At 37.7% G+C, this 14,206-nt stretch carries 12 protein-coding genes; 7 read left to right on the top strand and 5 right to left on the bottom strand.

Annotated features, from left to right (window positions below):
- Positions 1-515: 515 nt before the first annotated feature.
- The gene (locus ERK18_RS03200; RefSeq protein WP_261982423.1) at positions 516-1,622 is read left to right on the top strand and encodes a serine hydrolase domain-containing protein; all 1,107 of its coding nucleotides are present in this window, start codon (positions 516-518) and stop codon (positions 1,620-1,622) included.
- 170 nt (positions 1,623-1,792) lie between these two features.
- On the opposite strand, the gene ERK18_RS03195 is transcribed toward ERK18_RS03200, so the two are convergent.
- Both ERK18_RS03195 and ERK18_RS03190 read right to left on the bottom strand, forming a co-directional pair.
- Positions 1,793-4,633 carry a DEAD/DEAH box helicase gene (locus ERK18_RS03195; RefSeq protein ID WP_187154245.1) on the bottom strand — a complete coding sequence of 947 codons (2,841 nt, stop codon included), beginning with the start codon at positions 4,631-4,633 and terminating at the stop codon, positions 1,793-1,795.
- Between the two features lie 73 nt (positions 4,634-4,706).
- Positions 4,707-5,534, bottom strand: a complete 828-nt coding sequence (locus ERK18_RS03190; RefSeq protein ID WP_187154244.1) for an exodeoxyribonuclease III — start codon at positions 5,532-5,534, stop codon at positions 4,707-4,709.
- Between the two features lie 326 nt (positions 5,535-5,860).
- Here ERK18_RS03190 and ERK18_RS03185 point away from each other — a divergent pair, with 326 nt between their 5' ends.
- Positions 5,861-6,871, top strand: a complete 1,011-nt coding sequence (locus ERK18_RS03185) for a D-2-hydroxyacid dehydrogenase (RefSeq protein WP_187154243.1) — start codon at positions 5,861-5,863, stop codon at positions 6,869-6,871.
- A gap of 88 nt (positions 6,872-6,959) precedes the next feature.
- On the opposite strand, the gene proC is transcribed toward ERK18_RS03185, so the two are convergent.
- The 3 genes from proC to ERK18_RS03170 all read right to left on the bottom strand — a co-directional run bounded on the left by proC (position 6,960) and on the right by ERK18_RS03170 (position 9,379).
- Positions 6,960-7,727: a pyrroline-5-carboxylate reductase gene (proC, locus tag ERK18_RS03180; protein ID WP_187154242.1), complete on the bottom strand. Its 768-nt coding sequence runs from the start codon at positions 7,725-7,727 to the stop codon at positions 6,960-6,962.
- Between the two features lie 13 nt (positions 7,728-7,740).
- Positions 7,741-8,604 (bottom strand): aldo/keto reductase, encoded by an 864-nt coding sequence (locus tag ERK18_RS03175; RefSeq protein ID WP_187154241.1) that lies wholly within the window; start codon positions 8,602-8,604, stop codon positions 7,741-7,743.
- A gap of 64 nt (positions 8,605-8,668) precedes the next feature.
- Positions 8,669-9,379 (bottom strand): YjjG family noncanonical pyrimidine nucleotidase, encoded by a 711-nt coding sequence (locus tag ERK18_RS03170; RefSeq protein ID WP_187154240.1) that lies wholly within the window; start codon positions 9,377-9,379, stop codon positions 8,669-8,671.
- Positions 9,380-10,015: 636 nt separating this feature from the next.
- Between ERK18_RS03170 and nrdJ the strand changes: the two genes are divergently transcribed.
- From nrdJ to ERK18_RS03145, 5 genes are all read left to right on the top strand, one after another.
- Complete coding sequence (gene nrdJ / locus ERK18_RS03165; RefSeq protein WP_187154239.1) at positions 10,016-12,250, top strand: ribonucleoside-triphosphate reductase, adenosylcobalamin-dependent; 2,235 nt, start codon at positions 10,016-10,018, stop codon at positions 12,248-12,250.
- A 23-nt stretch (positions 12,251-12,273) separates the two neighbouring features.
- Positions 12,274-12,660 carry a DUF4430 domain-containing protein gene (locus tag ERK18_RS03160; protein ID WP_187154238.1) on the top strand — a complete coding sequence of 129 codons (387 nt, stop codon included), beginning with the start codon at positions 12,274-12,276 and terminating at the stop codon, positions 12,658-12,660.
- 74 nt (positions 12,661-12,734) lie between these two features.
- A complete protein-coding gene (locus ERK18_RS03155; protein WP_187154237.1) occupies positions 12,735-13,127 on the top strand; it encodes a DUF4430 domain-containing protein in 393 nt (130 codons plus the stop codon).
- Between the two features lie 8 nt (positions 13,128-13,135).
- Positions 13,136-13,654 (top strand): ECF transporter S component, encoded by a 519-nt coding sequence (locus ERK18_RS03150; RefSeq protein WP_045927323.1) that lies wholly within the window; start codon positions 13,136-13,138, stop codon positions 13,652-13,654.
- Positions 13,651-14,193, top strand: a complete 543-nt coding sequence (locus ERK18_RS03145; protein ID WP_046331384.1) for a cob(I)yrinic acid a,c-diamide adenosyltransferase — start codon at positions 13,651-13,653, stop codon at positions 14,191-14,193. Before ERK18_RS03150 ends, ERK18_RS03145 begins: the two co-directional genes overlap by 4 nt.
- The last annotated feature ends 13 nt before the right edge of the window (positions 14,194-14,206 follow it).

Raw genomic sequence — 14,206 nt, 5'->3', positions numbered from 1 at the left:
TTTTATTTTCCCAGATTCAGCCGCTTTTGTCAAGCACTTTTTTCTGAGTCCTTTTCGCCGTCTTGCCAGACAGCGTTTATTATCTTACTAAAGCAGCTCGCTTTTGTCAACTGCTTTTGCTCGATTTTTTTGCGCTGCCTGAGAGGCCTCCTGCCTTGCGGCTCATTGCCCGACGACAGTTATTAATACTAGCAATTATTTTTGCCTTTTGCAAGTCTTTTTTATCATTTTTTCTGTTAAAGCCAAAAAGCCTTAACTATCTGGCACTTTTAAGAAAAAGTAAAACCTCTTTTTCCAAATATTTCATTCGCATTACCCCTGGTATTCTTTTGTGAGAGTTTTAAATGGTTAAAAGTACCACTTTTCAATGTCATAATAAAACAAAGTATTTTCAGACGAATTACAAACGTTATCTAAATTTAATCTTTTCGTATTCACCAAATTAATTTTAAAGTCTTATAATACTACTATATTTTAAGGAGAAAAGAATTATTTTGAAGCATAAATTTATTACAATGGTGGCTTCCCTAGTTATTGCTGCCTCACCTTTAGTTACTGCAACCAGTCACGTTAGTGCAGCAACTGCCACTAATAATAAGCAGACTGAAATGTACAATTTTGTTAGAGATACTTTTAAAAAGCATAATGTTCGTGGCATAGTCACAGTAGTACAAAACGGGGTTCCACAAACAATCAGCTACGGTTATGCCTGGTATGGCAAAAGAATTGGTAACGGCAGCAGCAAAATTGTTTATCCCACCGCTTCACTGCAAAAAGTAATTACTGGTGCAATGATAGTTCAACTAATTAATGAAACCAAGGGCACCAAAGACGAATTTACTCAATACACCAAAATATCTCGCTGGTACCCTAACCTCAAGAATGCCGATAACATTACCGTAGGCAATCTGCTGACCCATACTTCAGGAATTATGGCTACTAAAACAGAAATAGACAGAGGCTATAATTATTCAGAAGACAATGCTATTAACTGGGTGGTTAATAATATCAATGCCTCAGCATCTGACATAATAGGTAATTATCACTACAATAATAGTAACTATATTTTACTCACCGGTATCATTAGGCAAGTTACAGGCAAGTCTTACGAAGATAACTTGCAAACCCGCATTATTGATAAGCTAAATTTGAAAAATACTTATCTTTACCAAAACATCCCTAAGAAAATGACTGATCCAATTTCATACTATTCAAATGGGAGTAAGAACTATCAAAAAGCAACTTATCTCAAAAAAAGCTTGGTTTCACAAATTCCTGGTGCTGGCAATCTTTTTACTACCACAGCAGAATATTACAAGATTCAGGTGGGCTTAACAGACGGCACAGTTTTAAATAAAGATGATTTCTATTATTTGACTCACCTAAAAAGCAAAGTAGTTAACTATTCAGGTGGAATGTACCTATACAATAATGATAATATTAGAAACGCCTATGGCAGTTTTAAGGGACAACATTTTGGCACCTGGGTGCAATTAACTGCCGATAATCAAAACGGAATTGTTATGTTTTTAAATCAAACTAACGATAATGAAAATAATCAAAAAGATGTAGGATACGAAATCCTGAAACGTATCAAACCTAATACTTTTGTAGAGCGCTAGATTTTTATCAAAAAATTAGCTAAAGTGATTTCCTACTTACATATCAAAAGGACTAATAAATCAGCATTTATCAACGTGATTTGTTGGTCCTTTGTTTTGTAATAATCCTTTAAATATTACTTTCTTTGCTAACTCAAAAAGTCTAAGAAGTTCAATTCTTAGACTTTTCCTCAGTCATCAAATAATAACTCATACATTTTTGTACTCAATGGCTTTTCCAGCAGCAAATTCATCCCTACCGCTGCTTTTTTCTTTGACCCCAGCAATTCTTCTTTGACCGTATCCTTTTGAATATCTACCTGTCCCAAATAGTAAAACTGTTTGCCAATCGCATCACTCTTCTTAACAAAAAGCAATAATTTCATTTGAGGAGTATTAAGCAGTCTCTGAACCTCATCTGATTCTAGATGACGGGGCGATCTCGTATACCAGCGCAAGCAGCGACCGTCCTCTAGCGTATTATGGTACAAAGCATTGCGCTTTTTAGACGAATCTTTTTGATAAGTGATAAAAATAGGCGTTTCGTTTTCGTCTACACGATAGCCATACATAGGTGCGGAAACATCTTTAGGCCAGTTTAACAACCGACAAACATCTTTACGATCATATTGCTGGTAAAGGGTAAATTGTTTGTGATTGTCATAGTCTTGATTAAGTGCCAAACCCGTTTTAATCACATCTCTAAATAATTTCCTAAAAGTTTCATTTTGGTTAAGAGATTGTGCCAATATTGGTGCTAATGAATAGTCAAACAAATCAATTTTGACTATAAGAGGTTGACCGCCATACTGGTCTTTTTTCGTTGTCTTGCCTTGTTTGATGTCAAAAAAGTTCAAAGAAAGGATATCTTCTACTGAAGTCAGCACCTTTTCATTAACGTAAGCACCATAATCATGCAGGGCCTGTTCAAACTCTTCTTGGCTAACCTGGTTTTTTTCTAAAAGCAGCTGCAATAGTATTAGTTCATGTGGTCTTTTCCCATTTAATAATTCCTTGGTAACAAAAGACAAAACGCCATCTTCATAATCACTTAACTTCACAGATTCACCCATTTTAATCAAGAAGTCGCCATAATGTTTAAGACTATGGTTATTCGCAAAAACCATAGGTGAGGTTGAACCATAACGGTAAAAATCAAATAACAGAGGCGGACGTCCAATTTTTTGCGCTAGTTCTTGATAAGACTCACGTAATTCTTTGATGCTGTCCAATTTAATCTTATCAAGTGAAGCCAAAATTTGGGCAGAAGCAATTTGACTGAAGTTAATTGTTGAAACATCAATAAAGCTGGGAAGCATGCTTTCCTCACGAGCCTTATCTTGAGAACGACTATCATCTTGATTTAAAGCAATCGGAATTAAATAATTATTTTTGTAGTTACCAATAAAGTCAATGACCGTGACATAGTCTTTACCAGGATATTTACGCAAACCGCGTCCCAACTGCTGGATAAACACAATGCTGGACTGCGTATTGCGCAACATAATAATCTGATTTAAAGCTGGAATATCAATACCTTCATTAAAAAGATCAACGGTAATAATGTAATCAATTTTGCCTTGTTCCAGCTGGTTGACAACTTGCAGTCTTCTTTTTTCACTATCTTCATTAGTTAAAGCGACTGCTGGATGCTTACGTTCTGAAAAAGCCTGCGCTAATTTACGCGCTTCTTCTTGGCGACTGCAAAAAACCAACCCTTTGGCTTGTGAACCACAGTAGCCATAATAGTCCAACTGTTTTAAAACATAATCAACACGCTCTGGCGCAAGCAGTCTGCGCAAGTTAGTAGTTTCGTCAATCGTTGCACCATCTACTTCATAGTCCTCAACGCCGACATAATGAAAAGGTGCAAGCATCTTTTCTTCCAGTGCTTCACGCAAACGGATCTCATAGGCTAAATTATAATCAAATAAGCGGTAAACATCCTGATCATCCATTCTTTCCGGCGTAGCAGTCATCCCCAGCCAAAATTGTGGCTTAAACTTGGCAAAAATACGCTGATAACTTGGCGCAGCCGCCCGATGAGCCTCATCAATCAAAATGTAATCGAAAGTAGTTGCCTCCAAGCTGTCAAGTATATCTGTCTGGCTTAAAGTTTGCACTGTAGCAAAAACATATTTGCAGTCAATCTGATGCTTATGTCCTGTTAGTAGCCCATAATCAGATGACTTGCCACCAATCACTTGGTAAAAACTTTTTAAAGCCTTTTTGGCAATTTGCTCGCGGTGGACAACATAAAGAAATTTATGAGGCTTAAAGTCTTTGACTGCAAATGCTCCCAAATACGTTTTGCCTGTTCCCGTCGCTGAAACTACCAGACCGCGTTTTTGTCCGCTATCAATTAGTTCTTTTAACTCATGCAAAGCTTCTTTTTGCATTTCATTAGGTACAATTTTAGCTTTTTCATTTAACTGAGCCCCTGATTGCGACTGTGGTTTTACCCAATTTTGTTCATATTCTGCTATCCAACTTTCAGATAAGGGCATACTGTTTCTTTTTAATTCATGTAACTGCCGGGCAATCTGCACAGTTAATGTAGCATTATTCTTTGAGCTAATCTTCAAAGCCCACTCACAGTTGCTGAGCAAAGCTGCCCGGGTAAAATTAGCGCTGCCGATAACTAAAGTCTGCCAATCTTCGTGTTCAAAAAGATAGCCTTTAGCATGAAAACCGTTTTTAGAGGTGATTTTAACGCTTAAATTGGGAATTTTTAACAATTCACGGAAAACTTTAGGGTTGTTAAATCCTAAGTAGTCACCTGTAATTAAAGTACCCGTAATATTTCTTTTAGCCAAATCAGCCATGACTACTTTAAACGGAACAAGCATATCCTGAGTAATAAAGGCCACTGCCCAGGTAAAACTTTGGCAGCTAAGAAGCTCTTGACGCAGCGTCAGCCAGATATTCTCCTGTTTGTTATTTTGCAGCAGTTTTGGTCCTAATAATTCATGTCCTGGATAGATGGGATCATACAAACCGTTAAGAATGGCATCCTGCAAAGGTTCATTCATTCAATATCACCTCAAAGCTATTTTACACAAAAGAAAAAGAAACCCAACCCTTTGGATCTCTTTTTACTACTATTTATAAATCTATTTCCAATAAAATTGGGCAGTGATCGGCACGCTCTCCAGTATCCATCATTTCAGAACGCTTGACCTTATCAGCAATTCTATTGCTCGTCAGCCAATAATCAATTCTCCAGCCTGAATTATTAGCCTTAGCAGTTCTTACACGTTGAGCCCACCACGAGTAAACCCCTTCAACGTTGCCATTAAGTTTTCTAAAGGTATCTGTGAAGCCGGCCTTAAGCATTTTAGTAAAATCAGCTCGCTCTTCATCTGTAAAGCCAGCAGAATGATGGTTAGTATCGGGATGTTTTAGATCAATTTCATGATGAGCACAATTATAATCTCCACTAGCCAATACCGGTTTTTCCTGATCCAGCTTTTGCAAATAGGCAATATATTTTTCATCCCATACTTGTCGTTCACTCAAGCGCTTTAGACCATTACCTGAATTTGGCGTATAAACCTGGGTCACAAAATACTCAGGAAACTCCAAAGTAATAATTCTGCCTTCATGATCCATTGGCTCTGGTGCACCAATCACAGGATAAGTTACTTTAGGCTTAAGTTCTTTTTTGTATAAAAACATAGTACCGGCATATCCTTTACGAGCTGGTTCTTCTGATGAGCGCCATACTATATCATATTCTGGAAATTCCTTGGTTAATATGTCCAAGTGTTTTTTGGTAGGTCCAGTTGAGCGCAATTTTGTTTCCTGAATTGCAACAATATCGGCATTTTGAGCATGTATTTTTTCTAAAACCTGGCGTGTTGCCACGGCACGTGAGGAAGTTCCTGTTAAAGCTGCATTAAGTGAATCAATATTCCACGAAATTAAGATCATTTTCTTCTCCTTATTAATCATTTCTTTCATTATATAGTTTTTTCACAGGGACTCAAAATTTCTATGATTTTTATCAGTATTATTTTTTACGAACTTGCACGTAATGTCATTAAATTTGCTGTTATATTTTTCACTACCTTAGCAAAAAATATTTGTAATTTTTTTGTTTTGCTATAATCCCTTTTGCAACATAAATGTAAGCGATTACCGATATAGCAGTATTTTTTAAAAAATAATTTTTTCACATTTTTATATTTTTCAATCTGATTAAGCAAGTGTATAATAGCACAAGAGACAACAATAATAATCTTTGGAGGTTAGATTTTATGACTAAAATTTATGCTTATGCCATTCGTAAAGATGAAGAACCATATGTACATGAATGGAAGGAAGCTCACAAGGATGTTGATGTTGATTTTACTGATCAACTTCTCACCCCTGAAACAGCTGAATTAGCTAAAGGTGCCGATGGTGTCGTAACTTACCAGCAACTAGATTACAAGGCTGATACTATTGAAGCTTTAGATAAATTAGGTATTCACAACTGGTCAATCCGTAACGTTGGTATTGACAATATTGACCTAAAGAAAGCTAAAGAACTTGGTTTTAAGATTACTAATGTGCCGGTATATTCACCAGATGCCATCGCTGAACACGCCGCTATCCAAGCTGCCAGAGTTTTGCGCCAAGACAAGGTTATGGACGAAAAAGTTGCTAAGCATGATCTGCGCTGGGCACCTACAATTGGTCGCGAAGTACGTGACCAAACTGTTGGTGTTGTAGGTACTGGTCATATTGGTCAAGTATTCATGAGAATTATGGAAGGCTTTGGCGCTAAGGTTATTGCCTACGATATCTTCAAGAACCCAGAATTAGAAAAGAAGGGATACTACGTTGATGACTTAGATGAACTTTACGCTAAGTCTGACGTTATTTCACTTCACGTTCCTGATACTCCAGAAAATGTTCACATGATTAACGATGATTCAATCAAGAAGATGAAGGATGGCGTTGTTATTGTCAACGTTTCCCGTGGACCATTAGTTGATACGGATGCAATTGTTCGCGGTCTTGACTCAGGTAAAGTTTTTGGCTTCGTAATGGATACTTACGAAAATGAAGTTGGTATTTTCAACAGTGACTTCAGTAATAAGGACTTTCCTGACAAACGTTTAGCTGACTTGATTGCACGGCCAAATGTTTTGGTAACTCCACATACAGCCTTTTACACTACTCATGCTGTACGTAACATGGTTATCAAGGCTTTCGACAACAACTTGAAACTAATTAAGGGTGAAAAAGCTGATACTCCAGTTGATTTAGACAAAGAGTTTTAGTCTCTTAACTTATTTCCCTTCTTAAATACACTTTATTGTCAAAAAAGACATCAGATAAAATTATCTGGTGTCTTTTTAATTGATTATTTTAATTAGCAGAAGCGTTTACTGCCTGAATCAGCGCATTCCTAAACCCTTCTTTTTCAAGTTTTGTTACGCCTCTAATTGTCGAACCGCCCGGTGTTGTAACTTCATCTTTTAGCTCCTCGGGCAATTTTTTACTAGCGAGTGCTAACTTACTTGTGCCTAAAAGCATCTGGTTAATGATTTCGTATGATTCGGCTCGGTTAACTCCATTCTGTACTGCGGCATCACTTAGAGCTTCAACCATTAAATCAACATAGGCAGGTGTACAACCAGCTACAGTACCATATATGCCCAACAGATTTTCAGGTACAACGTAAACAGTTCCCATTTGGGTAAAAATGTTTTTGACAGTAGTGATTACTGCCGGCTTTTCATCAGGTACAAAACTGATGACTGTGATACCGGCACCGATTTGCACCGGTGTATTGGGCACAATTTTGCCAAAAGAAGTTTCTGCTGGCAACTTTTGATTAATTTGAGTCAGATCGCCACCACCAGTTGACAGAATAATGCCGTGATATTTTTGACCTAAATTTTTGATGATTGTTTCAGTGGCAGAACCACCTACTGCTACTATAACTGCTTGACAAGCATTAAAGTCCTCATAATTATTAATCAAACTTAAGTGAAGTTCAGCTGCCATTTTTTGAGCAGTGTGATGGCGTCCACCATTAAAGACATAAATGTCCTCACTGGGATTTTGAGCATTTAACAAGCCCTTAATAATAGCAGAGCCAATCTTACCAGCTCCAATAAATCCAATTTTCATCAGCAATCACCTTTTAAAAATCTGTTTTATCTGGATCATTTGCTACTTGAGCTGCTCCATGCAAACCATCGAGTTTTGCCATATCAGCCTCAGTAATAGTAAAGTCAAAGACCTGCAAATTAGCTTCAAGGCGTTCGCGGTGAACTGATTTTGGTAATGGAACGAAACCATGTTGCAACGACCAGCGTAATAAAACTTGTGCCGGACTCTTATCATAATGCTGCGCAATAGAAACTACCGTGTCATTAGCAAACAAACCACCTCTGCCCAGTGGTGAATATGCTTCGCTCAGAATACCAAGTTCTTTATTATAAGCCGTCACGTCTTCTTCCATATCACTAGGGTTAAGATAAATTTGATTAACGGCAGGACGAATCTTAGCAGTTTTCAGAAGTTCATCTAAGTGTTTACGTCTAAAGTTGGAGACGCCAATTGCACGAATCTTTCCCGCTTGAACTGCTTCTTCCATTGCCTGCCAACTTTCCGCATTCAATTCAGCCCAGTGATCACGCACCGGAGCCGGATTAGGCCAATGGATTAAGTACAAATCAAGATAATCTAAATCCAGTTTAGTTAAACTTTCATCAATTGCAGCTTTAGTTTTCTGGTAACCGTGATGATCATTCCATAACTTAGTCGTTACAAATAAGTCACTCCTGTTGACCCCACTTAATTTAATGCCCCGACCAATACTTTCCTCATTGCCGTAAGCAGCAGCCGTATCGATTAAGCGATAGCCAAGACTTAGCGCATTCTCGACGGTTTTTTGAGCAACTTCGCCATCAGGAGTTTGCCAAGTTCCAAGTCCGATAACTGGTATTTTGACGCCATTATTTAATTCATAAGTGTCATGTAAAGATTGAATTTTACTAGTCATAATTTTTCACCTCTCACCAATATTATACCGAACTGAACTATACTTCTACAGAAAAAGATAGTAATTACTGCAGCTGTTTTTGAAAGTCGCTTTTGAGTAAAGTTACAAATTGCGGATAAGTAGTTACTTCATACAGCGGATGAAGATTCATCTTATTCTTGCGCCTGCGGTGGTTATACCAAATGCTGTCAAAACCATACTTTTCTGCTCCTAATATGTCTGACTGCAGTCCATCACCAAAAAAGACCGTATCTGCTGGACCAATATTAGTATGAGCAAAAAAGTAATCAAAAATCCGGGTATCAGGCTTAGAAAAACCAGCTTCTTCAGATGTCACAATTAAAGAAAAATAATCCTTAATCCCCGCTAATTCCAAGCGATGCCTTTGCATGAAGGTCTCACCGTTGCTTAAAACCGTTAAGCAATAATTTTGTTTACGGGCATACCGCAAAGTATCCATAACTCCCGGCAGCAACTTGTACGACTCACCAAAATACGAGCGGTATTCATTCATTATTGCTAAGCCATCAACTGCAATGCCCAAATTTTCTTTAATAAAATTGGTAAAAGCCATTCTACTCAGCTGATCATAATTGATCTTGCCTTGTTCCAGCCTACGCCACAGTCCTTGATTATATGCATGGTAATCACGTTGCATTTCATCAGTTAACTGCCAGTGATGTGCTTTAAATAGACTATGCAATGCAAAGCTTTCCGTGGCAGCAAAGTCAATCAAAGTATCATCAACATCAAAAATTATTTGTTTATAACGCAAGCAATTTCTTCCTCTCCAAATATTCCTAAGAATATAATGCGTATTCACTAAAAATAGTGTGGAGATTCATTATAACAATATTTCACTGATAAAGGACATAATTAACTATTTTAAAATTTTGCTTACATTGCTACTGCTATTTCACAAAATAAGATATAATATCCTTTAATTTAAGCAAAAGGGGTGATTGGGATTGTTTACATTATTAGTGATTTTGTTTCTCATTTGGCTTTTGGTCAAAATGGGCATTGGGATTGTCAAAATCCTATTTTTCCTTTTAGCTTGTGCTCTTGCTTTCTTTCTCTTAATTCACTTATTCATTCCTGCAATCATTTTTCTAGGGTTAATCTTCCTTTTCTTCGCTGCAGTCAGGCATTAGTTTTACTTTAAAAAATAAAGATATATTAAAGCATAATAAGTATTAGATTCAACTTATTGTGCTTTTTTCTTGCTCTGAATTCTATATATTTTTTTATTAGTCCCAATAACCTACTCGGACATCAAGTTAAGACTTTTGTTCGTGTTTGGATGCAATCTTTGCTCTAACAAATACAAGATATTGTGGTATAGTTCTAGTTGAACCCATAGATAATGTGTCTGTGGAACAATAATTAATTTTAAGGAGTAACTTTGAACATGAAAAATACAAGCATAACCTTAGATCAGGGTTACATTGATCAAGTGAAACAAAATGTCACTCCCCATTGGGGAGAGCTTGGCTGGGTTACTTATAAAAGGACCTACGCCAGATGGCTTCCTGAAAAAAATCGTTCTGAAAATTGGGACGAAACGGTTAAACGCGTAATCGAGGGCAACATTAATTTGGACCCTCGTCTCAAAGATTCCCCTTCAACAGAAGTAGTTAACGAATTAACAGACGAGGCTAAGGATTTATTTAAACTGGTTTACGGTTTAGGCGCAACACCTTCTGGAAGAAACCTGTGGGTTTCTGGTACAGACTACCAAAAGCGCAACGGTGACTCTTTGAACAATTGCTGGTTTATAGCTATTCGGCCACAGAAATATGGTGACAGCCATATCGTTCCCGATTATTTAGGCCAAAAGCAAAAAGCAGTTTCAATGCCCTTTTCATTTCTTTTTGACCAATTAATGAAAGGCGGCGGCGTTGGCTTTTCTGTTGTGCAAGACAATATTAAAAATATTCCTGCAGTCGATAACAAAATTGACTTAACGATTGTAATTGACAAAAAGAGTGCTTCATACGCAGATTCAGTTAAGTTGGGCGCGACTGACAAAGCTGAATGGGCTAAGCAAAACGAAGGTAAGTCAGATTATATTTATTACAACTTGCCTGATACCCGCGAGGGCTGGGTTTTAGCAAACGCTCGTCTAATTGATATGCACTTTAATCAAACCAATTCTGAAAATAAGACTAAATTGGTACTCGATATCAGCAGAATTCGTCCTTACGGAGCTAAAATTCACGGTTTTGGCGGCACGGCTTCTGGACCAATGCCGTTAGTGGAAATGCTTTTTGACATTAACAACATCATTAACAACCGTGTTAACAGCAACTTAACCTCTGTTGATTGTACTGATATCTGCAACTTGATTGGTAAAACTGTTGTTGCCGGCAATGTAAGACGGTCAGCAGAGCTCGCTTTAGGTACGAGTACTGACCAAGACTTTATCACAATGAAACAAGATAAAGATAAACTCTACCACCACCGCTGGGCCTCAAATAACAGTGTAGCAATTGACTCTAAGTTTAACGAATACGAACCAATCGCAAACGGTATTAGAGAAAACGGTGAACCTGGAATAGTTAACCTGGACTTATCTCGTAATTATGGCCGGATTATTGACGGTTATCAAAAAGATATTGATGGTGATGTTGAAGGTACTAATCCTTGTGGAGAAATTTCCTTGGGTAACGGTGAACCATGCAACCTGTTTGAAGTATTCCCATATATTGCTGAACAAGAAAACTGGGATCTGAAAGACGTTTTCAGATTAGCAACTCGTTTCGCTAAACGGGTAACCTTCAGTGACTATGACTGGGAAATTTCCCGTAACATCATTTATAAAAACCGCAGAATCGGCGTTTCCATGTCAGGAATTCAGGACTGGCTCTTAAACGACTTAGGTCACCGCGTTGTTACCGGCTTTGAAGACGGTACTGATGAAGAAACCGGTGAAAAAATTAAGAAACCGATTTACGATCCTCAGGGAATTAAAATGGTTACTGCTGCCTACCAAGCAGTCATTGCTGCTGATAAAGAATACAGTAAGACTTTAAACTGCAACGAATCAATCAAGCACACTACCGTTAAGCCTTCAGGCACTGTTGCCAAATTAGCTGGAGCTTCTGAAGGTATGCACTTCCACTATGCCGGTTACCTCATTCAAAGAATCAGGTTCCAAGCTTCTGATCCCCTGCTTAAAGCACTGGACGCCTGTGGTTACTACTCAGAACCTGATATTTATTCACCAAACACAACGTGTGTTGAATTTCCATTACGTGCTGCTCACGCTGATAGTAAAAACTTCGCTTCGGCTGGCACAGTTTCAATTGAAGAACAGTTTGCTACGCAAGCATTCCTGCAAACTTACTGGTCAGATAATGCAGTTAGTTGTACTGTTACTTTCCAAAGCGATGAAGGTGACAAGATTACTTCACTCTTTAAGCAATACCGCCATGTAATTAAGTCAACTTCACTTTTGCCATACTATGGCGGCTCACTCAAGCAAGCGCCAAAAGAGCCGATCGATAAAGAAAAATACGAAGAAAGAAAAGCCCAGATTACCGGTGATGTCGCTCAAGTCTTTGCTGAGCAAAATGATGATCAAAAAGACTTGGAGTTAGTTGACCAAACTGACTGTGAATCCGGTGCATGTCCTGTTAAATAATTTAAGTAGGCGAAATTATAATTATGAAAAAAAGCAAGCTGCCAATAATTGCTAGTGTTGCAACCATTTTTGCCTTTACTTTATCTGGTTGCCAGAACAATCAGACCCAGCAAAAGCCCAAAACAAACCAAAATATTTCTGTTAGCTATGTTTTAGCTACGAAAAAAGATACAGAAAAAAAGACAGTCAAAGTGCCTAAAAAGTCTACTGTTATGACTGGTTTGAAAAAGGCCTGGAAGGTAGACAGCAATAAAGGCTTCATTACTGCAATTGATGGTAAAAAGCAAAATGCCAAAAAGAAAATATACTGGACTTACACCGTTAACGGAAAATATGCCACAAAAGGTGCTAGCCAGCAAAAAGTCGCAAGTAACGATAAAGTCAAATTTACTTTAGCCAAAATGAAGTAAAAAGTCCGTGCAAGCGACTAAGTACGAAATATTTTAGTGCTTGCACAAAAAATTTATAGATTGGGAGTTTTTATATGAAAAAAAGCAAATTATCTGTTTTAACCGGAATTGCCACTATTTTTACCTTTACGTTTGCAGGCTATGAAACAACCCAAAACGTCCAGCAGGTTGATGCCAGTAGCAAGATTAAAGTCACTTATACTCTGAAAGTGCACAACAAGACTTACAAAAAGAAGACTGTTAAATTGCCGAAGCACTCAACAGTAATGCGCGGTTTAAGAAAGTGCTGGAAAGTAAAGAGTACGAATGGTTTTATTACTTCTATTGCTGGTAAGAGCCAAAAACCAAGTAAAAAAATCTATTGGACTTACAGAATTAATGGTAAGTTCGCCCAAAAAGGCGCAGCAATCCAAAAATTGGCAAACAAAGACAAGGTTAAATTTACTTTAGCAAAAACTGGCTTCTAAAGTTTGCTATGGTACGTAATTCAACCAAGAAGTTAGCATTACTAGCGATTTTAACCGCCATGTGCGTGGCACTAAGAATTTTTAAGATTATACCTGTACCTAATGTCCAACCAGTGACTGATATCTTAATGATTGTAACTTTAAATATTGGTTTTGGTTTTGGTTTTGCCTTAGCTCTTTTAACCATGGTCGTCTCCAACATTTACTTAGGCTTTGGCATCTGGACTGTATCACAGGTTTTAGCTTACGGCGGTTGCGTTTTAACCGTTGCTTTGCTAGGTAAATTTACACCGCTTAAGAAACACTTTACTTTACAATTAATTCTCGCCGTTTTTCTTGGCTGGGAATATGGCTGCTTTGTCGACTTCGGTATGTCTATTTTTGGTGGTTTTAACGCCTTTTTAGCATATTGGGCCGGCAGTCTAGTCTTTGACACTTATCATGCAATTGGTGATTTAGTATTTTATCCCATTTTATACAAACCACTAAACATTGCTCTAGATCATTATAAACGGAGGCTGTTATGACAATTAAAATTTATACCAAGGTCGGCGATCAAGGTTTCACTAAACAGGTTACCGGTAAAATGGTTCCTAAATATGATTTGCAAATTGTCGCCGTTGGTGATATTGATGAGCTTGATTCATATCTCGGAGTTGTAATTGCCAACTTGTCTGCCAAATGTCAAAAATTGCATGATCCTTTACAGAATCTGCAACGTGACCTATATGAGCTTGAAAGTGATATTGTTGTCAAAAGGCATGAAGAAATTACGACAGAAAAAGTGGAGAATTTAGAAAAAGAAATCGACAACCTCAATGAACAAATTCCTAAAACAACCCATTTCATTCTACCTGGCGGTTCGGTTACTGCCACACATCTGCATTATGCACGTACAGTGGCCAGACGAGCAGAACGTTCAATGGCTAAGTTGAACGCTGAGGAGCAAAAACTTGCTCCTGCTTGTTTAAAATATATCAATCGCCTGTCAGATTATCTTTTTATCTTAGCGCGCTACGCCAACGTCTTAGATGGTGTGCCAGAGGTCAAAAGTAAAATCAAATAATCTTACTCATATT

The sequence above is a fragment of the Lactobacillus kimbladii genome (genome assembly GCF_014323605.1).
Taxonomy (GTDB): Bacteria; Bacillota; Bacilli; order Lactobacillales; family Lactobacillaceae; genus Lactobacillus; species Lactobacillus kimbladii_B.
The sequence above is the reverse complement of the archived record's forward strand: the minus strand, read 5'-3'. Positions and strand labels throughout refer to the sequence as shown.